Here is a 19596-nt window from a genome sequence, read left to right on the forward strand (position 1 = left end):
ATTTATCTCCTTTTTTTATTTTTAATCCCCAATAACTCTTCTTTCTGAGTTAAAAAGGTTTCCATTTCTTTTTGAATATCAATATCCAGTCGGTCGGCTAATTCGATCAACCACCAGATATTTTCAGCCATTTTATGCTCCAAGGTATAAGGCGTTTCATCATAGTAACGCCCCTGCTTGGTCATAATCAGACGGTTCATGTTGCCAATATCATTGGTCAAAGCCAAGAGGTCCTCCTCGATGGACCACTCTTTGTCGTGGTGCTTGACTTCCAACTCTCTGTAAGCCTTGCGAATGGCTAGGCAACGGTCAATCGTTTCTTGTGGAATGTTGGTCAACTTCATCTCCTTGTTTTGTCAAAAAAGAAAATACGACACCCTCGCAAAAGGACGTCGTAACGTGGTTCCACCTTCATTCGCAGTCACGCTGAAAAGCCTGACTACCTCAGATTGGCGATAAGGGAACCACCCTTTTATGTTTGCATAAAATCATACCGAGTAGTGTCAATCCTATCCTCTATGTGCTTGCACCCACCGCACACTCTCTCAAAGATTTCCTAGAATTGATAAGTCTCTAGAGGCTATTATAACAAGGATTTTCTGATTTTTCAAGGATTTTTCCTCATTTTCTTTCTTAGAGAAAATAGCAGAGCTCCTATCCCATTTCCAATCAGAGCACATAAGGTGTAGACAATCTGATAGAGAATAATCCATTCCTTAAAGAAAAAGATGGTTACAGGATAAAGCAGTAAAACCAAGGCAAGAAGGCTAGGAGAAAAGCCATAAAAAAATCCATAAAGAAGACCCGTTAGGAATAATACAATGGGAGTATAGAGCAATATATTCCCAACCACCAGCTCCTTAGAAAGCATGGTGTCACTAATCAGATGAAAGGCAATCAGATAAATACCTGCATACATGGATAGAACAATGAGAGTTACCAAAACCAGATTCTTCCAACTCTCTTTCCGAAGCTTTTCCATTTGAAACCTCCAAATTATTCAAAGAAATTCCGAATTGATTTTACTTGTTCGACTGATTTTTTCAATATTTTTGCTGTTGTGTCTGTTGATTTAACTACTACTTTTTGCGGTAGGTAAATAGCCTCTTTTATCAAAGCTTCTGCTACGCTATCTTGATTAGTATGTTCTTTTCTAAAATCATACGAAATCTTCAAATCTAGATAATATTCAAAAACCTTGCGCCCAAAATTCGTAGAAGAAATCTCATAGAGCTTCTTATCAAGCACATACAGATTCATTGGTGGTGTAGCAATAATTGCCTCAACGACGGCATCTGCCAACTCCTGTTCTCGAATGAAGAGTGTCCCAAACATCTTATCTGTTATAACGTTTTTTAAGTAGGGATTGCTATGTGCCAAAATAGGAGTTCCAGAAGCTAAGCTTTCTAAGAAAGTTAGTCCCTGTGTTTCACTGGTCGAAGCAGAAATAAAGAAATCCGCAGCTTTATAATAAAGCGCTGTATCACTTGGAGCAATCATTCCCGTCAACTGGACGTGTTCTTCTAGATTAAGCTCCGCTATCATTTCCTGAAGATCATCTGTATAAGGTCCACCTCCGACAATGACCAACTTCACCTTGGGATTTTCCAGCAAAATTTTTGGCATTGCCTGAACGATTGCTTGGATATTCTTCTCGTGAGAAATCCTAGACAGACTTAACAACATCGTTTCATCACTAGCAATTCCTAGTTGTTCCCGCAACTCATCTGTTTCATCCTTGCCAATTTCTGGTCTATCAAACTTTGCCAGGTCAATTCCTGTCGGAATGACTCGTTTAGAAATCGGAACGTTGTAACTCATTAAAAGATCTTCAACAATCTCACTGGGGCAAATTACCCCATCCAGATCTTTTAAAAATGCCCGTACTAAATATTTAACCATCCCGGGACGAATAATCCTCCCCTTGGCAATATAGTGTACGTAGTCTTCATACTGGGTATGATAAGTATGTACCACTGGAATATCTAGTTCCTTGGCAATCATTTTCCCCAAAATCCCCAAAGAAAATTCTGTATGAGTATGAATAATATCTAGTTTATAGCGACTTGCAATTTTTAAGGCATCTGTAAAACCCGCGTAAGCCACTCGACGATCTTTAAAGGCAAAAAAAGGTACGCTAGGAATTCGGATAATGTCCCAATCTTCGTAGCGATTCACATCCTCATCTGTCGTCGTAAAGATAAATACCGTATGTCCCAATTTCTCCAACTCTGTCTTAAGAGTCCGAATCGAAGTCGCGACTCCTGAAACCTGTGGAAAATAGGTATCCGTAAACAATCCAATCCGCATTTACATCTCCAATACTTGTCGATAGGCATCCACCAATTGGTGGGAAACATTGTCAATCGCGCGACTAACCGCAACCTGGTAGCCCGCCTCACGTTTATCAACCTGCTTGTCTAAGATTTTCTGAATAGAATCAACAAAATCATCCACTGTATGTCCCAATTCGGCAACGTTTTCGTCAATCCAACCATCGTAAACTGGAATATCTCTTAGAACAACATGCTGATGACTAGCAAGAGCTTCCAGAACAACAATCCCTTCTGTTTCCTCATACGATGGGAAGAAAAAGGCATCCGCTCCGCTCATTGCACCTTGAAAAACAGCACCTTTAAAATAACCTGGAAACTCGACATTCGCCGGATGATCTCCCTCAACAATTTTTCTAATATATGACGGAATCAGCCACTTATTGATTGAACCGAGCCAAATGAAGCGGACATGCGGCATCTTTTCGGCTACCTTGACAAAGTCTTCAATTCCTTTACGTCGGAAGTAGAGCCCTGCACAGACAACAACTGGCTGACCTTCTTCAATTTTAAAATGCTCTCGAAAGATTGCTTCCTTACGTTCATCCTTCTTATATTTATCTAAATCAATACCATTCGAAACGGCTATAATTGGCGTTGTCACACCGTAAGACTGGATGAGTTTTTTTGAATACTCTGAAGGAGTGATGACAAAGTCTGCCTTTTGGTACATGCTTGCTAGATATTTCCCTACAAAAGGAGCTAGGGTATTCGAACCGATAAAGGAATTTTGAAAATCTTCCTTCGTGGAATGTCCATGCATGATTACCTTTTTTCCACTCCGTTTGGCTGCATGTAGCAATAACCAGGAGCGTGGACCATAGGTATTGATATGAATGACATCATAATCTCCCAGCAGGTCTGTTGTATAAGGAATGCCTGCCATATCTAGCGCTTCCATCTGGTGTTGAAGCGCCCGACCAATTCCTGATTTCTCTAAAACAGTTTTACCTTCTAAATACAATAGTACTTTCATAATACCATTATAGCCCTTTTTTACATTTTTTCATATTTTAAACTGTATTCTACACGAATTTTGTATCAATTAAAGCCAATACTAAAGAAGATAATCCTAAATATATGATTACATAAAAAACATATAAAACAGATTTTAAAAGCAGAAGGACAGCTTGAATGTTTTTTAGAAGATGTTATAATTTACGAATGGTGCACATTCTGGCACTAAGCGTTCAAAATTTATTGAGGACTTTAGATGTAAAATTTGCATGTTATAACGACACAGATTAGCTACATAAATCATGCTTTGAGAAAGGAAAAAAGAATAATGAATACTAAGAAATGGAGAACATCGCTCCTAATACCAGGAATAGTATTATTTGGAACTGTTGCTCTAGTGAATAATGTATCGGCACAAGAATTAAAAAATACTATCATCAGCGCAAAACAACCTGATGGGGGACAGGCTACTTCAAAGGCGGTTAATGTCAAAATACCAGCAGTAGTACGACTATTTGGTCGTGAGCTTCTAGAAAATGAATTTAAATTTGAGCTTAGAGAAGCAAATGGCGAGGAACTCCCTGTCCTTGATACAGCTCAAAATACAAAAGAGGGGCAAGTTAGATTTAAAAATCTATCATTCGATAAGCCCGGCGAATATTGGTATACAATTTCAGAAGTAAAAAATGAGCTTAGTGGTGTTGAGTATGATTCGAAATATATTGTAACAAAAATAACTGTAGAAGATCGAAACAACGGACAATTACAGGCAATGATTGAATTTATTGCTGATGACAATGTCTTTAACAATTTCTATACACCTGCTCCAGCTGCTGCTAGTCTTTCGATTAAAAAAGTCCTCGAGGGACGTACCTTAAACACCGGTGAATTCGAATTTGTTTTAAAGAATGAAAAAGGCGATGAAATCGAAAAGGTAAGTAATCAAGCAGATGGTTCTGTAAACTTTAGTGCCCTAACATTTACAAAAGAGGGAACCTATACCTACACTGTTTCAGAAGTTGATGGCGGACTTGGCGATATTATCTATGACAAATCAGATATTAAGGCCACTATCACTGTGAAAGATAACAATCACGGACAACTAGTCTCAACAGTGACTTATGAAAATAGCGATCAAATCTTCGAGAATATTTTGAATACTGGGAAGTTAATAGCACCAACCACGGATAGCATTATTACTGATAATGAAGTCTCTGAAAAACAGATGCCAAACATTGTGAACGAAAATGCCGTAACACCTGAAAAGCAAATGACTAATAAAGAGAACGATAATATTGTAAGCTCTGAAAAACAGATGCCAAGCATTGTGAACGACATGGTCGTAACACCTCAAGAACAAATGGCTAATAAAGAGAACGATAAGGTTGTAAGCTCTGAAAAACAGATGCCGACTGTTGAGAACAACAATGCCGTAACACCTGAAAAGCAAATGACTAATAAAGAGAACGATAATATTGAAACCTCTGAAAAACAAATGCCGAGTGTTGTGAACGAAAATGCCGTAACACCTGAAAAGCAAATGACTAATAAAGAGAACGATAATATTGTAAGCTCCGAAAAACAGATGCCAACTGTTGAGAACAACAATGCCGTAACACCTGAAAAGCAAATGACTAATAAAGAGAACGATAATATTGAAACCTCTGAAAAACAAATGCCGAGTGTTGTGAACGAAAATGCCGTAACACCTGAAAAGCAAATGACTAATAAAGAGAACGATAAGGTTGTAATCTCTGAAAAACAGATGCCGACTGTTGTGAACGAAAATGCCGTAACACCTCAAGAACAAATGGCTAATAAAGAGAAGGATAATATTGAAACCTCTGAAAAACAGATGCCGACTGTTGTGAACGAAAATGCCGTAACACCTGAAAAGCAAATAGCTAATAAAGAGAAGGAAAATATCGAAACCTCTAAAAAACAGATATCTGGTAATGTGAACAACCAAAATGGTACAGTCGAAGAAAATTCAAACACTAAACCAACAACTGAAAAAACAGATAAGCAGGAGACTTCAACATTTAAAACCGAAACTGCTAAGCAAATCTTACCAGTAACTGGTGAGAAAGGAAGTTTATGGTTATTGACAAGTGGTATTATCGGGCTTGCAATTGCGTTGTTTACACGTAAACGTAAATTATAATAATCACCTAACTGATACAGTTCTAAAGGATGAGAACAAGCCCAGTACTGCTTCTCTAGATTCGCATCAACATCTCGCACAACTTACAGAGTGTGACAGACTTAAAATCAACTACAAAGCCCTCGCTAAGCTTATACATCTAGCGAGGGCTTTATATTTATTTTTTATAATCTTTTAGTTTTCGGTTAGTATAGCCATTTCGTTTGCTTTTAGTACTCGCTTCAAAGGTTCGGGGAACCTTTGAAGACTGGAGATAAGGCGAAGCAAGTTTGCCTCAATAGCTGCTGGTTGCTAGAACAGCCTAAAGGCTGTTCTAGGTTGGAAATGTTTCCTCGCTCGTCGAAGTAATAAAAGATAAACTAAATGATTATAATGTTTGATAGAGTGAGGGTGCGGAGTAATAAGATATCTTATCCGGCTACTCCCATATTTATCACTTAGTTGATTTCCGTACTTTGATTCCGTGGTTAAGAACTACCTCACGGTTTTCCAACTCTTCCTTATGCATGATTTTGGTGAGCATGCGCATAGCAATTGCACCAATATCGTATAGCGGCTGATTGATAGAGGTCAGGTTTGGACGGGTAAACTTGGTCACTAGGGAATCATCACTTGTAATGATTTCAAAGTCTTCTGGAACCTTGATGCCCATATCACTGACACCATTCAATAGACCAGCAGCAATCTCATCTTCTGCAACATAAGCTGCAGTTGCTCCGGCATTCAAAATACGTTCTGCTAGAGCGTAGCCTTCCTCGTATTTATACTTGGATTCAAAAACCAATCCTTCGTTAAACTCGATTCCGTTGTCCTTCAAGCCTTGTTTGTAGCCTGCAAAACGAACTTTGCCATTGATGTCATCTACAAGCGGCCCTGATACAAAGGCAATTTTCTTGTTGTTCTTAGCTAACAGATTGACTGCATCAACACTAGCGGCAGCATAGTCAATATTGACACTAGGTAATTGGTGCTCCAAATCCACGGTACCAGCTAAAACAATCGGTGTACGTGAGCGTGAAAACTCCGCACGAATCTTGTCTGTCAAATGATAGCCCATGAAAATGATTCCGTCCACCTGTTTTGAGAATAGGGTATTTACTACATTGATTTCTTTCTCATCATTTTCATCACTGTTTGCTAGGACGATATTGTATTTGTACATATCGGCAATATCATCGATACCTTTGGCCAAGGTTGCAAAATAAGCATTAGCAATATTTGGAATCACAACCCCCACAGTGGTAGTCTTCTTGCTGGCCAAGCCACGTGCAACAGCATTCGGACGATAATCCAAACGGTCGATGACTTCTAATACTTTTTTACGAGTATTTTCCTTTACGTTTTTATTCCCATTTACCACGCGCGATACTGTCGCCATGGATACACCTGCTTCGCGGGCAACGTCATAAATCGTTACCGTATCGTCAGTGTTTAACATACGTTATGTACTCCCTTTCAATAGTTCTAGTTCTATGAAAATTACGCTTTCACTCAAGTATAGTGTATCACTTTTTGAAACCACTTTCAAGAGAAAAACACCATTTTTTTGATAATACTTGCAATTTTTTTCATTTTTTGGAACAATAGTCTATATAATAAACGAAACTTTCACTTTTTTTACCACTACATGCTAGAAAGGTCTCCACTATGTCAAAATTACATCATGTTAAATCCTACTTAGAAGCCAACAAAATGGACTTGGCCATCTTCTCTGATCCAGTTAGCATCTATTATCTGACTGGCTATCATAGCGATCCTCATGAGCGCCACATGATGCTCTTTGTTATGCCTGACCACGACTCACTACTCTTTCTCCCTGCCTTGGATGTAGAACGTGCGGTTGCGACTGTTGACTTTCCTGTAGCCGGCTATATGGACTCAGAAAATCCATGGCAGATTATCAAGAGCAAATTGCCACAAAAATCTTTCTCAGCAATCGGTGCAGAATTTGATAATTTGAATTTAACCCGCTACCATGGTCTTCAGTCTATATTTAGCCAACCATTTTCAGACATTACACCTCTGATTAATACTATGAAATTGATCAAGTCTCGTGATGAAATTGAAAAAATGCTGGTTGCTGGAGAGTTTGCGGATAAGGCTATGCAGGTTGGGTTTAACAATATCTCACTCAACGTAACCGAAACGGATATTATTGCTCAGATTGAATTTGAAATGAAGAAGCAAGGCATCTCAAAAATGAGCTTTGAGACCATGGTCTTAACAGGCGACAATGCCGCAAATCCACATGGTATTCCCTCAACAAACAAAATCGAGAATAATGCTCTGCTATTGTTCGACCTAGGGGTGGAAGCTTTGGGCTATACGTCTGATATGACACGGACTGTCGCTGTCGGTAAGCCAGACCAGTTTAAACAGGATATTTACAACTTAACTTTAGAGGCTCATATGGCTGCAGTTAATATGATTAAGCCTGGTGTGACCGCTAGTGAAATTGACTATGCCGCTCGCTCTGTGATTGAAAAAGCAGGTTATGGCGAGTACTTCAACCACCGACTCGGTCACGGTTTGGGAATGAATGTCCATGAATTCCCATCAATTATGGAAGGCAATGATTTGGTCATCGAAGAAGGTATGTGTTTCTCTGTCGAGCCTGGTATTTACATCCCTGGAAAAGTTGGTGTTCGTATCGAGGATTGTGGTTACGTTACCAAAAATGGCTTTGAAGTCTTTACAAAAACACCAAAAGAATTACTGTATTTTGAAGGGTAATGGGGACCAATCGTTTTTTCACTCATCAAAGCTCGTTGACAACTGTTCATTTTGATCTTCAAAGAACATTAAATAGAAGTGCTGTGAAGCCAAGTATTAAAATAAAAGCATACGATCATGTTACCGAGGAGTTTCATAATCGTATGCTCTATTTATTTGTATTTGTGTCTAACCAAATCTTGAGAAGATGTAACTGATACTCTTCGAAAATCAAAATCAGACGATGTTGACTTGATTTGATGAGTGAAAGGCTCCAGTGGAGCCTTTCAGCCTGTTACCTTGAAACAAAATAGTAACAGGGTTCTATCTGCGTAAGTAGAAACGAACTACGTTCGCTCTATCTCCAACCTCCAAAGGTTCCTCAAACCTTTGGAGCTAGTCTGATTTTGATTTTCATTGAGTATGAGAACAAGGCTAAGTCCACAAAGAAGGCTGTTTTATCTAAAAATTACGTCCGTTTTTACCGTAACCGTATTTTTCCATAAAGTCTTGACGGAATTCCAAAAGGTTGTCATCCATGATTGCTTGACGGACATTTTTCATCAAATTAATCAAGAAGTAGAGGTTGTGATAACTTGTCAAACGAATACCAAATGTCTCGTCGGCCTTAAGTAAATGGCGGAGATACGCACGTGTATAGTTTTTACATGTGTAGCAATCGCACTCTGGATCTAACGGTGTAAAGTCCTCAGCGAACTGAGCATTTTTCACTACAAGACGTCCACGACTGGTCATACAGGTTCCATTACGCGCAATACGTGTTGGTAATACACAGTCAAACATATCAACCCCACGAATTACGCCATCAATCAAGCTATCTGGTGCTCCAACACCCATGAGATAGCGTGGTTTATTCTCTGGTAAAAGAGGAGTCGTGAAGTCCAGAACAGCATTCATTTCAGCGTGTGTTTCACCAACAGCCAATCCTCCAATAGAGTAACCTGGAAAATCCATGCTAACCAAATCATGAGCTGATTGGCGACGAAGATCTTCAAAACCAGCACCTTGTACAATACCAAATAAGCCTTGGTCATGCGGACGGCGGTGAGCCTTGAGACCACGTTCTGCCCAACGACTTGTTCTTTCGATGGATTTTTTTACATAGTCATAAGGCTGGTAGAACTGCGGACACTCATCAAAGCTCATCATAATGTCAGAGCCAAGATTGTTCTGAATAGAGATAGCTTTTTCAGGTGACAGGAACATCTTACTACCATTGAGATGGTTTTTGAAGGTCACACCTTCTTCTGAGATATTGCGACTATCCGCCAAAGAATAAACCTGGAAACCACCTGAGTCAGTCAGAATCGGTTGATCCCAGTTCATAAATTTGTGCAAACCACCTGCACGCGCCACCAATTCATCACCTGGACGAAGCCACAAATGATAGGTATTGGATAGGATAATTCCCGATCCCATCTCTTTCAATTCTTCAGGCGACATGGTCTTTACCGTTGCCTGAGTCCCAACTGGCATAAACATGGGGGTCGGAAAGGTCCCGTGTGGGGTAATAATTTCACCCAAACGTGCACCTGTGTGCTTTTCTTTCTTAATCAAGCGATACTTGATTGGAACATCTGTCATATTTTATTTACCTCCCGCTAGGAAAAACAGTCCTAGGAATTTAATCTTGCATGGTCTAATCCATCAGAATGTCTTAAATGTTCTCGCTTATTTCAGCGGTATTTACCTTGTCTTCTACTTATTTAACAGTAAATAGATAGGCGCATCACAACAAACTGACAAATTACCACAGCACCTTCCAGTCTATCAAAAAAAGCCTAGCTTGTCATCTAGAATTATGTTACAATGTTGGGTAAGGAGGTTATGTAGATGTTTACAATTTCTAATATACGTGAGCGGGCTCGCCAAACACTAAACGAGACACCTGGTATCTATCAAGTGGCCATCATCCCCGTCACTATTTCTGTTATCGTTCAGTTAATTTCTTTCTCTCGCAATAGCCTTGCTGGAGTGTCGGCTGAGGAACCTGCTAGTCCTAGCTACTTTATTTCTACCTCTTTGTTTCCAATATTTTACGGATTGCTACTAGGAATGTTGTCATTATCAGTCATATGGACTATCTTCAATATCATCAAAGGGGGCAAAACTACCACATCATTCAAAGATTCCTTGAGCATTTTCAATCATAAAGATTTCTGGAAAATCTTTCGAACTTACATTTTAAAAAGTTTCTTGCTCTTCCTTTGGGGGATCCTGTTTTACCTTGGTATCGGTCTACTTATCGGTGCTGGAACGATGATTACGATTATAGCTGCATCCAGTCAAACCTTGGACCCTAATGCACTCCCTATGGAAATCCTTGCCATACTGGGATTAATGACCATGGGAGGCATCTTACTTATGCTTTTAGGGTTGGCTCTTTATATTCCACAAATCTATGCTTACTCACAGGTAGAATATATCTTGTTTGAACAATTGGAACGCGAGGAATATACAGGCGCCTTTTCAATCATTCGGTCTAGCCGAAAGTTGATGAAAGGTTACAAATTCAAACGCTTTACACTTGATTTATCTTTCATTGGTTGGTTCCTTCTTGTCATTATTACATTTGGATTGGCAGGTCTATATGTATGGCCGTATCACTATGCTGCACAAATGCACTTCCATGAAGAAATTTTAGATGATCAGGCTAAGAAAATGAGTTACGTATAAAAATAAGAGCGATATTTGCTCTTATTTTTATATAAGTTTTTGTGTCGATATTTAAGAAAAAAATATATCAATAATTGGTGCAAACAGTTGGATTGTGTTATACTATGACTGAGGAGCGACAAAGGACTATTTAGCCTGCTTGGTATTGGAGCAGATTTCTTCCTTTCTATTTTTACGCCATGTGTAGTAATTTGTTCCAATTCTAAGCGCTCCTCACTTAGAGTCATCCAGCAGTTCAATGGTTCATTGAGCTGCTTTTTCGGTGAAAAAAGTCGGATAAATATAACCCGACTTACTAGTATTGTTATTTCATTTCAAGATATTCAATCTTGATACATTTATTCATGACAATATCGTTACAACCTGCCTGACGCAACAGTTTTTCTGCTTCTTGACTTTCTAATCCAAGTTGAGCCCAGAAAACTTTGGCATTCGACTGGATAAATTCCTGTGCTACCTCTGGTAAAAATTCACTTCTGCGGAAAACATCTACAATATCAATAGGTTGGTCAATCTCTGCTAGACTACTATAGACCAACTCGCCTAAAATAGTCCCACCAGCAGCCTTGGGATTAACTGGAATAATTTTATAGCCCGCTTCCTGCATGAGCTTGGAAACGCGGTAGGCTGCTGTCTCTTCTCGACTAGACAAACCGACCACCGCAATAGTCTTAGCATTTTTCAAATAGTCAAAGATAATGTCCTGACTAGGATTTTGGAAGGAATAAGACATAGATACCTCCTTTAATGTATATTAAATGTTAGAATCAATAAAAGCTTAATGAATAGAGAACACTATAACACAATCTTGTCAGTTCATCTAGAATAATCTAACTAGTTATCGTCATTTAGTATTTCTTTTATTACTTCGTTAACTCGCCTTGCCTAACTCCAGTTATGCCTGCGGCTCGTTGCCTAGTACTAAAAGTAAACTAAAAGACTATACTAACTTAGCTTGTTTATCCTGATTATTTTTTAGCAATTTGGTACACAACATCCTTAACTTGGCCGATAACCTTTTTAAGATTGGTACGCTTTTTATCATCTCCTGGATCTAAGGAATAATAGATTGAACCAACAACCACGGAGTCGTCATAAGCAGCTGTCGATTCCATCCGATAAAAAGTCAGACGAGCTAATTTTTGATCTGTTAATAACTGTCGCCCAACCTGCCATTCCTGACTATTGATTGTGACAACCGTCTTTTCATTGAAAGAATGATTTGTTTCAACCATCCGTGCTTCTAATTCCTCCGGCGTCATATTGCGACCTTCTTCCAATGGAGACTGATTAAAAGCATTGATATTATAGAGTTGGACCATGTAATTGCTGGAACCTTCTTTAACATCATAGACTGCAGCGACTGTCTCATCCTTAGTATTTTCTGCATTAATTGTCCAAGTAGATGGCACATCATAATAACGGAAAAATTCCTTGATGTTCCCATTTTCATCTTTTTCAGCAACACCATTATTGGCCGCATAAATCTTGTGGCCTTTTTGTGTTTCGTCAGTAGGTGGTGTACTATTAACAGCTACAAGCTCTGCATTTGCTAAAACATTGAACTGTTCGTTCGTAGTATCTTGCTTTTCTTGCAAAATCGGTAAGGTGGTTGAAAACTCTTCCCCTGAAGAAGCTGGTGTTTTCTCAGTCTTCTGCGATGCTTTTCCGCAACCTGCAAGCAGAAGACTACATAGACCAATACAAAGAATTAATTTTTTCATACTTTTTCCTTTCTTACTTTGCTTCATACCATGTTGAACCTTCATTTTCATCCGCAATCAATGGCACAGACAGGCTAATCGCCGATTCCATGGTCTCTTTTACCATGGCTTTTACTGTTTCTAGCTCTGCCACTGGGACTTCCAAAACAATCTCATCGTGTACTTGCAATAACATACGTGTCGCAAGACCTGCTTCAGTCAAAGCCTTGTCAAGATTAATCATGGCTATTTTGAGAATATCTGCGGCCGAACCCTGAATCGGTGAGTTGATGGCTGTCCGTTCCGCAAAATTACGGACATTGAAATTGCGAGAGTTTATATCTGGTAATTCACGACGGCGTTTGTAAATCGTCTCTACATAACCCTTATCACGTGCCTCACGAACAATGGTTTCCATGTAATTCTTAATTCCTGGGAAGCGTTCAAAATAGGTATCGATATAGGCTTTAGCTTCCTTACGTGTAATCCCCAAGTTATTGGATAGACCGAAATCTGAAATACCATAGACGACACCGAAGTTTACAGCCTTGGCATTCCGACGGTCATTTGGTGTCACATCCTCAGCTTTTTCGATACCGAAGACCCGCATAGCTGTCGAAGTGTGAATATCTGCACCTTGCTGGAAGGCCTCAATCAAATGCTGGTCCTGAGAAATATGAGCCAAGACGCGCAATTCAATCTGTGAATAGTCCGATGCTAAAAGGACACTATTTTCAAGCGATGGCACAAATGCCTTACGAATCAAGCGCCCTTGTTCTAGACGAACAGGAATATTTTGCAAGTTAGGGTCCGTCGAAGATAGGCGACCTGTTTGTGTCAAATCCTGTACATAGCGGGTATGAATCTTACCATCTTCTAAAATGGCATCCTGCAAGCCGACTACATAAGTTGATTGAAGCTTGGTAATCTGACGGTATTCCAAGATTTTTGAAACAACTGGTGCAATTGGCGCTAATCGTTCTAAGACATCCACTGCTGTTGAATAGCCTGTCTTGGTCTTCTTGGTATATTCCAACGGTAGGCCCATATCTTCAAAGAGAATGGTCCCAAGCTGCTTAGGCGAATTGATATTAAATTCCTGACCAGCTAGTTCATAGATTTCCTTGGTCAACTGGTCAATCAAAACTTCGTTTTCAGATTGCATAGCTTTGAGAGTCTCAGCTTCCACCTTAATACCAGCAATTTCCATCTTAGCTAAAACATTTGCCAGTGGCAACTCCATGTCAAACAAAAGATCTAATTGCTGATTTTCTTCTAATTTGGTCAGCATCGGCGCTTCTGTCTCAAGCAAAACCTGAACCTTACGTGCCAAGTGTGGGAAAAAGACCTCGCGTTCTGGCAAGTCTAACTTAGCACCCTTGCCATAAACTGCCTCATCTGGAACAAGACTGGTCTGACCATAGAGGTTGGCAATGGTTGTTAGGGAGTTGTCCTCAACGGTGGAAAGCAAGTATTTGGCTAGACGGCTATCGAAAGTAGCTAGAGGTAGCTTAATCTCTTTTCGGTCTAGAAGAACTTTTCCACGCTTAAAGTCATATATTTTTATGGTTTGGTTTTCTAAAAAGTCACGTAAGACTGGACTATCAAGTAGCTCAGGCCCTCCGACATAGATTTTCTCCTTATCCCCCCAAGCTAAACCAACCAAATCCTCTCGGTGATAATTTTCACCCAAGATTTCAAAATAGAAAAACTGGTCTTGTTTGAGCATAGCGGGGCTGATTTCCGTTACGATTTGGAAATCGAGTACCGCTTCCTCTTGTGAGCTGGTCGTACCTAACTGAGCCCTTAATTGCTTGAAGCCCATGTCATCATAAAATTGTCCCAGTTCATCCACCTTAGGACCTTGATAAACAATGTCATCCAGACCAATTTCGATTGGTGCCTGAGTATCAATGGTAGCAAGTGTACGAGATAGGAAGGCCTTCTCCTTATCAGCAATCAGGTTTTCCTTCATCTTAGAACCCTTCATGCTGTCAATGTTTTCGTAGATACCATCCAAAGAACCAAATTCTGTCAGGAGTTTTAGACCTGTTTTTTCACCGATTTTGGTCACCCCAGGGATGTTATCGGACTTATCTCCCATTAGAGCCTTGAGGTCAATAAACTGAGTAGGGGTAATCCCCATTTTTTCCATGAGGTAGGCTGGGGTAAATTCTTCGAATTCGGCTACACCTTTCTTGGAAATTTCGACTACGGTGTTCTCATCAGTCAGCTGGATCAAATCCTTATCACCGCTAACAATGGTCACATCGAAAGGAATGTCTGTCCGCTCTGCAATTTTGTCCAAGGTACCGATAATGTCATCTGCCTCATACTGATCCAGTTCGTAATGCTTGACTCCCATGGCATCCAACATCTGACGGATAAAAGGAAACTGCTCACGGAATTCATCTGGAGTCTTGGCACGACCTGCCTTATAGTCTGCATACATCTCCGTACGGAAAGTGGTCTTTCCAGCATCAAAAGCCACGAGAATATGGGTCGGTTCAATCCGCTTCATCATGTGGTCTAGCATGAGATTGAAGCCGTAGATAGCATTGGTGTGAAGGCCTGTCGGACTCTTAAAACGATCAATTTGATTATAAAGTGCAAAGAAAGCACGGAAGGCTATCGAAGAGCCATCAATTAATAATAATTTATTTTTTTTCATGTCTCTATTATAGCATGAAACGTATGTTTTAGTAGACTAGGGAGGGCTGGAATAATAGAAAATCCCAGTCAGTGACTAGGATTTTCCGTGTGATAAACATTACTCAACAGATTTTAGTGCTTCTAACATATCCACCTTTCTCAGATGATGATTGATGTACCAACCAAGAGCAGCCAAAATTCCACTAATGGCTAAGATAGGAATGAGATAGACTTCTAGTCCGACAGATGGATTGAATCGGATACTGTCCGAACCAATCATGGCAAGAAGGAGCTTGTGGAGATAAATACCGCCAACCAGTCCAACCAACATACCAATCAGCGAAAGGGCAATGGTTTCACGATAGATGTACATGGTCACCTCTTTATTGTGGAAGCCCAGTACCTTGATGGTAGATAATTCACGAATCCGTTCAGACATATTGATAATTGTAAGGTTGTAAAGAATAACCAAGCCAAGCAAGATGGATAGAATGACTAGAATGGTCATGATGGTCTGAAGCGAGCCTGCAATCGTGGTAAGCATGTCTATAAGAGAAGTATTTTGAACCAAACTTCTGACTGCTGGCATCGCTAGGAGTTGACTTGCAAGAGTCTGAATATGCCCCCATTGACTGTCTTTCAACTGAACCAGATAGGCATTGGCAGTCTTCTGCTTGCCTGTCACTTGTTCGTAGTAGCTATCTGTCATATAGATAAAATGCCCTGCGTACATATCAGCCACAGCCTCTACCCTGACTGAAACTTCCTTATCTTCCAAGGTCAGTGATAATTTATCACCAACTGAAACTCCGTAGATTTGCGCCAATTTTTCTGTGAGAACAATCCCCCTATCACTCAGTTTAATAGGCTGACCTGTCGAACTTTCCAGACTGACTTGATTTCCAAAATCCCGACGGTCTGAAATGTAGAGACTAATCGATAGATTCTTTCTCTGACTGTTTTCTTCCACCGTTTGATTGAGCTGTTCAAAAGCCACTGGCAAGGATTGGCGAACCTGATCTGACTGAAGAAAATGTGTTAACTTATCCAACTCTTCCTCAGTAGCTCTGCTATTTTCCACCACCAACATATCATAATGGATCAGCTCCCCAAACTGTCGTTGGACAACTCCTGAAATAGAGGAACGGATACCCAGTCCTCCAAAAAGAAGGGCGACGGTCCCTGCTACTCCAAAGATGGTCATAAGCATACGAAGCTTGTAGCGAAAGATATTGCGGGCTGTCACCTTATGGGTAAAGCTTAGACGAGACCAGATAGCCGGCCATTTTTCAAGCCAAATGCTGGAGCCTGTAACCGGTGGCTTAGGTAAAAGTAGCTGAGCAGGTTTTTCTGTCAGTTCCCGACGAGCCACCAAGTAAGCTGGCAGGACCGAGGAAGCCAGAGACAGGAGCAAGGCTAAACCTGTCCAAAGGGGATAAAAATGAAGTTTAGCTGGTCCAATCACGGTTGTCTGCGTAATAATGTTGGAAATAAGTGGAGACAAGAGGAGATTACCTGCTATTATGCCGACTATTGTTCCTGCCAGACCTGCCGCCAAACCATAGAGAATGAACTTAGCCATAATCTGTCTATTCGTATAGCCAAGGGCCTTGAAGAGACCTGACTGGGTTCGCTCTTCGTCGACAAAACGGGCCATGGTGGTAAAGGTCACTAGAGCTGCGACAAGGTAGAGAACAACTGGGAAGACATTGCCCACTGCTGCAATAGACCTAGTCGCATTGCTATAGGTAGTATAGCCATCCCCACCTGGTAGGCTTGTTCGAGTATAGACCTGATAAGGCGCTTTTTCCAGCTTACTTAAGTCGGATTTAGCCTGAGCAATCTCGGTTTGAGCTTGGCTAATTTCTTGATCGACCGAAGCTTTCTTTTCAGAAAATTGGGATTGAGCTTGACTTAACTCTTTATCAGCCTCCTCCAAACGGAGTTCTTCCTGACGGAGCAGTTGATTTGAAGACTCTAACTGGCTCAGTCCCCACTCATAGTCTTCTACTCCTTTATTGTAGGCTGCAATGCCTTGTTCATACTGACTCAAACCTGCTTGATAACGGGCCAAACCTGCCTGATATTCTTGATTCCAAGTTTGGTACTGGGCTAGATTGCTATTGTATTCATTTTGTTTGGTTTGATAGTAATCATAACCTTGTAAATAGGCTTGGTTGGCCTGCTCATGTGCAGATTCCATTTGGTCTAATCGGCTTTTCTCAACATCCAAACCTGCCTGTCTAGCTAACAAGTCAGGATAGTCTGAGAGGGTTTGGCCTTCTTGCAAGTGATTGGCAATTTCAAGGTCTAACTCTTGCTGAGCTTGAAACCAACTAGCTCGCCCTGTGGAAATCTGAGATGCGGTCTGACTCAGTTGGGCATTTTGGGAATCCAATTCTTGCTTGGCCTTTTCTAACTGCTGGGCTGACGTTTCTAATTCCATCTGATAGCCGTCTAGAAACGAAGCAGTCTGTTCTAATTGAGCCTTACGCCCATCCAATTCCTTTTTACTTTCTTCCAATTCAAACTTATTTTTTAATAGTTGGGCTTGGGCAGCTCGTAATTCAGCTTCCGTTTGGACAACCTTAGCCCTACCACGCGCAAACTCTCTACGACCTGTCGCTAATTGCTCCTCCCCTGTTTCCAGTTCTGACTCTGCCTGTTCAAGCTGGGATTGAGCCTGAGCAATTTCCTCTTCCCCTTTTGAAATATCTGTCTGTCCATCTGACTGAATAGCTGCCAATCGTTGTTCATCATTGTTAGCCAATAACTTTTCTAAGTCTTCTTGGTGCTGGTCCAACCTGTCTTGATAGGCCTGACTGTAATATGGTAAATCAACCAAATCATCATAGCGAATACGGGCAATAGTGTAAACTTCTGATTTAAAGGTATCTTGACTAACAAGGCCGTAGCCACCTAACTGCCCATCACCACTTGCAGCCATGCCCATGGTTTCATTGTCCCAAATTTCTGCTGATGCGACAAAGCCCACAAGAGTAAAACTTGTCTGTGTCAAGATTTTTCCATCCTTATCAGACTCCGTCACTTGAACAGTATCGCCCAATTTGTAACGATTTTTTAAAGAAGCTGATAGGGCTATTTGCCCCTTTTGACTGGGCATTTCCCCTTCTACTAGCTTATAGGTCGATAGGGTCTTGGGAGCTGAAAACAGCCGAATTGCAGTCTGGCCTTCATTAGTAACTACATCTTTAAAGTAGCCCGCTTCAAGAGTAGCACCTTCTATCGTTTCTAATTCGTCAAGGTCAGCTTGGCTAAGTCCCAGACCTGAAATTACTGCCAAATCCATCGTTCGATGACTGGCTATATAGGCTTGGGCCGTCTTTTCCATATTGGGAGCTGTTACTTTCAGACCTGTCAAAGCTAGAGCTCCTAGCATCATCAGGCTAAATATGGACAAAAAACGCCCCTTGGAAGAAAGCAGAGATTGTCTCATATCCTTCCAGTAGATTTTCTTTTTCATAGTTTCACCCACTAATATTCTAGGCTTGCAATATCCTGTGGTTCTGCGTGTAACTCAACGGAGTGTACACGGGCATCCCGCATTCGAATCACTCTGTCTGCAATAGGGGCTAGGGAACTATTGTGGGTAACGATAATCACCGTCGCCCCCTGCTTGCGGGACATATCTTGTAGGATTTGCAAGACCTGCTTACCTGTTTGATAATCCAGGGCACCTGTCGGTTCATCACAGAGGAGAATTTTAGGCTTTTTTGCAACAGCACGGGCAATAGCCACACGTTGTTGTTCGCCGCCTGAAAGCTGAGCGGGGAAATTATTGATACGGTGACCGAGTCCGACCTGTTCCAAGACCTCCTCGGCATCCAAAGCATCCTTGACAATTTCTGCTGCCAGTTCCACATTTTCCTTGGCGGTCAGATTGGCAACCAAGTTATAAAATTGAAAGACAAAACCTACATCATCTCTACGATAATTGGTCAATTCATGACTTGAAAGCTTGGCAATATCCACACCGTCAATCCAAACCTCCCCCTCGTCATTGCTATCCATGCCACCTAAAATATTGAGCAGAGTGGATTTGCCCGCACCCGATGAGCCAAGAATGATGACCAGCTCCCCCTTTTCAATCTCAAAGGACACACCGTCATTTGCCACAATGGTCGCATCCCCCATTTGGTAGTATTTTGACGAATTCTTTACTTGGATGTAGGACATGGCACACCTCGCTTCTTCTCTTCCTAACAACTGTATTCTTACTACTTATTATAGCACAAAAGAGGGATTCTCACCCAATGTCATTAAGTTAACTAACCTATCACATTTTGTGGTGGGTTATTTTTTATGTTACACTAAAAATAAAAGGGGAAAAGTCATGCTAGATCAGATTAAAGTTCAT

The 19596-nt window shown here is 40.8% G+C and carries 15 protein-coding genes; 4 read left to right on the top strand and 11 right to left on the bottom strand.

Annotated features, from left to right (window positions below; translation table 11 throughout):
- Positions 1-2: 2 nt before the first annotated feature.
- From ODU39_RS08600 to ODU39_RS08615, 4 genes are all read right to left on the bottom strand, one after another.
- Positions 3-338 (bottom strand): MazG-like protein, encoded by a 336-nt coding sequence (locus tag ODU39_RS08600; RefSeq protein WP_398578294.1) that lies wholly within the window; start codon positions 336-338, stop codon positions 3-5.
- A gap of 269 nt (positions 339-607) precedes the next feature.
- Positions 608-982: a hypothetical protein gene (locus ODU39_RS08605; RefSeq protein ID WP_105105297.1), complete on the bottom strand. Its 375-nt coding sequence runs from the start codon at positions 980-982 to the stop codon at positions 608-610.
- Positions 983-996: 14 nt separating this feature from the next.
- Complete coding sequence (locus tag ODU39_RS08610) at positions 997-2310, bottom strand: glycosyltransferase family 4 protein (RefSeq protein ID WP_398580238.1); 1314 nt, start codon at positions 2308-2310, stop codon at positions 997-999.
- A complete protein-coding gene (locus tag ODU39_RS08615) occupies positions 2311-3309 on the bottom strand; it encodes a glycosyltransferase family 4 protein (RefSeq protein WP_398580237.1) in 999 nt (332 codons plus the stop codon).
- Between the two features lie 309 nt (positions 3310-3618).
- Here ODU39_RS08615 and ODU39_RS08620 point away from each other — a divergent pair, with 309 nt between their 5' ends.
- Complete coding sequence (locus ODU39_RS08620) at positions 3619-5454, top strand: Spy0128 family protein (RefSeq protein WP_398581422.1); 1836 nt, start codon at positions 3619-3621, stop codon at positions 5452-5454.
- Between the two features lie 433 nt (positions 5455-5887).
- Here the strand turns inward: ODU39_RS08620 and ccpA are convergent, their stop codons facing one another.
- On the bottom strand, positions 5888-6892 hold the full coding sequence (gene ccpA, locus ODU39_RS08625; RefSeq protein WP_004298830.1) for a catabolite control protein A: 1005 nt from the start codon (positions 6890-6892) through the stop codon (positions 5888-5890).
- Between the two features lie 209 nt (positions 6893-7101).
- On the opposite strand from ccpA, the gene ODU39_RS08630 reads away from it, so the two are divergent.
- Positions 7102-8187 carry a Xaa-Pro peptidase family protein gene (locus ODU39_RS08630; protein WP_105256707.1) on the top strand — a complete coding sequence of 362 codons (1086 nt, stop codon included), beginning with the start codon at positions 7102-7104 and terminating at the stop codon, positions 8185-8187.
- Between the two features lie 441 nt (positions 8188-8628).
- On the opposite strand, the gene tgt is transcribed toward ODU39_RS08630, so the two are convergent.
- On the bottom strand, positions 8629-9771 hold the full coding sequence (tgt, locus tag ODU39_RS08635; RefSeq protein ID WP_044763490.1) for a tRNA guanosine(34) transglycosylase Tgt: 1143 nt from the start codon (positions 9769-9771) through the stop codon (positions 8629-8631).
- Between the two features lie 249 nt (positions 9772-10020).
- On the opposite strand from tgt, the gene ODU39_RS08640 reads away from it, so the two are divergent.
- On the top strand, positions 10021-10863 hold the full coding sequence (locus tag ODU39_RS08640; RefSeq protein WP_398580235.1) for a DUF975 family protein: 843 nt from the start codon (positions 10021-10023) through the stop codon (positions 10861-10863).
- Positions 10864-11167: 304 nt separating this feature from the next.
- On the opposite strand, the gene ODU39_RS08645 is transcribed toward ODU39_RS08640, so the two are convergent.
- The 5 genes from ODU39_RS08645 to ODU39_RS08665 form a co-directional block, all read right to left on the bottom strand.
- Positions 11168-11596, bottom strand: a complete 429-nt coding sequence (locus tag ODU39_RS08645) for a CoA-binding protein (protein ID WP_105139741.1) — start codon at positions 11594-11596, stop codon at positions 11168-11170.
- Positions 11597-11831: 235 nt separating this feature from the next.
- Positions 11832-12614 (bottom strand): glucose-6-phosphate isomerase, encoded by a 783-nt coding sequence (locus ODU39_RS08650; RefSeq protein ID WP_398580234.1) that lies wholly within the window; start codon positions 12612-12614, stop codon positions 11832-11834.
- Positions 12601-15237 carry a DNA polymerase I gene (gene polA, locus ODU39_RS08655; protein WP_398580233.1) on the bottom strand — a complete coding sequence of 879 codons (2637 nt, stop codon included), beginning with the start codon at positions 15235-15237 and terminating at the stop codon, positions 12601-12603. Before polA ends, ODU39_RS08650 begins: the two co-directional genes overlap by 14 nt.
- 99 nt (positions 15238-15336) lie before the next feature.
- The gene (locus ODU39_RS08660) at positions 15337-18702 is read right to left on the bottom strand and encodes an FtsX-like permease family protein (RefSeq protein WP_398580232.1); all 3366 of its coding nucleotides are present in this window, start codon (positions 18700-18702) and stop codon (positions 15337-15339) included.
- An 11-nt stretch (positions 18703-18713) separates the two neighbouring features.
- A complete protein-coding gene (locus tag ODU39_RS08665) occupies positions 18714-19415 on the bottom strand; it encodes an ABC transporter ATP-binding protein (protein WP_024406738.1) in 702 nt (233 codons plus the stop codon).
- Between ODU39_RS08665 and ODU39_RS08670 the strand changes: the two genes are divergently transcribed.
- The coding region (locus tag ODU39_RS08670; protein ID WP_398581437.1) for a hypothetical protein at positions 19414-19596 on the top strand (183 nt) is incomplete at its 3' end. The genes ODU39_RS08665 and ODU39_RS08670 overlap by 2 nt on opposite strands.

Origin of the sequence: Streptococcus sp. 2021WUSS126, from assembly GCF_044427255.1 — a bacterium.
Lineage (GTDB): Bacteria > Bacillota > Bacilli > Lactobacillales > Streptococcaceae > Streptococcus > Streptococcus hashimotonensis.